The organism is Enterococcus sp. 5H, assembly GCF_028128615.1.
In the GTDB taxonomy this organism is placed as follows: domain Bacteria; phylum Bacillota; class Bacilli; order Lactobacillales; family Enterococcaceae; genus Enterococcus_L.
Genome location: NZ_AMDP01000030.1, coordinates 1 through 1,719, shown reverse-complemented (window position 1 = coordinate 1,719; position 1,719 = coordinate 1). Strand labels below are relative to the sequence as shown.

At 30.5% G+C, this 1,719-nt stretch carries 1 protein-coding gene; it reads right to left on the bottom strand.

Going from position 1 to position 1,719, the window contains the following annotated elements:
* Positions 1 to 191 precede the first annotated feature (191 nt).
* Positions 192 to 1,121, bottom strand: coding sequence for a helix-turn-helix domain-containing protein (locus C240_RS11290; RefSeq protein ID WP_333908812.1), 930 nt, complete (start codon positions 1,119 to 1,121; stop codon positions 192 to 194).
* Positions 1,122 to 1,719 lie beyond the last annotated feature (598 nt).

Sequence of the window (1,719 nt, the reverse complement as noted above, 5' to 3'; positions counted from 1 at the left end):
TACAAGCTAATAATATAATGCTTAACGATCAGCCGCTAACACCAATTTTTCAGCAAGCTATCGTAATCAAGAGGGATCCTTCTTTTGTAAATATCGCTTCTTACTCATTTGGGTCGAACTTTGATTTTAAAGAGGCAAAGAAAGTAAATTAGCAAAAAAGGTGAAGTTGACTATATCAACTTCACCTTTTTTTATTCGTTTGAGTATGCTTTAGTACTAATGACAATATCATCTGGAAGTTGGAAATTTTCACTTTCAGCGATACCGCTTATCTCAGAAACAAGCTTTTTATGAAGCTGCGTATAACCTAATTTTTCAAATAAGTTGACCATTTTTGTAGCCTCAAGAAAATCTGAAATAGTCCTATTTTTATAAAAATTATTGATATGTTCAAGATATACTACTTCCAGATTGATAACTGAATTGATATTAAAATTATTAATTGTCCGAATCTTCTTAAACTGATTCAGGAATTTTTCAGATTCTTCAAAGTTTTTTTCTGAAACATGGTATGAAACAAGGTTTTTTAGAGCATTCTGAACAGATATATCAAAAACCTCACCAAAGGACTCTTCTAGCGGAAATAGTTTGTTTATTAAAAAATTAATATCTAAATCTAAGTCAGGTAGAAAGAAGGTAAGGTTAGCGAGTATTTCATAGTCTACAGCAAAAAAAATAGTTCGTTTTTTGTAATACTTTTTAAATTTTTTAAGATCATTTTTTGTTAAATTTAGCCGATCGATATAGCCGCAAGACATACCTAAGGCTGAGAAAGCAATAAAGATACTGTAGTCACCTATAGAGAAATATTTTTGTCGTTCTAAATCGGCATACTTGGTATGGAATTGATCATGAGATTCAAGATGATTAACCAACTCCATTTTATTTTTCCAAAATGGAATAGAGTCTAACCTTGTAAAATCTGCTCTATATAATAGTTCTGTGGGTCGCATAGAAAGACGGGTACATACGGCAGCCAACTGATCTAAATCGATACTCTTTTCACCTTTTTCAAAATTGTAATAGCTAACCTTAGAGAAGATATCTTTGTAAAGTTCAGCTTGAGTAAACCCCAATTCTTTCCTAATATCTCTGATTATACTTAAGTCTATTGAAACCACCTCCTAAATTGTGTATATTTTTTATGCAAAAAAAACTAGCTTTTTAAAAAAGAGAGAAAAAAATAGACATAGGCAGTATAAAAAACAAGGATAATTACATAAAAAACGTATTTTTAAGTATACTTATTTTGAAAAATAGAATTAAGCTTGTTTTTTTTGTTGAATAAGTATTATTTCTATGCTATTATAATCTAGCAAGGGGGTATTTGAATGCTGAAAATATTTAGAAAAAGTAGTCTATATTTATCGGTTGTTGGAGTTCTAACCATTGCTATTATAGCGTAATGGTAAAGATAGAAAAAATGTACCTTTTGATTGCAAATTATAATATTTTAATAAATAAGTAGCCCACCAATGATTCCTAACTTGTAAGAGAATTGGCGTTCTTTTACAAGGTCAAGCAGAATCAAAGGTGTCAGGCTCATGTAAAACACCTACATGAAACTGATTAACGGCTCCTAGTTGTAACAGTTGTCACAACGTCTTATTATAGCAACTCTTTACAAAAAAAGACAGAGGAAAGTTTGTTCTCTGTCCGATCAATTGAATATACTCCCAACCTATAGCCAACAATGTTTTGTTAATCAAAATGAAAGGT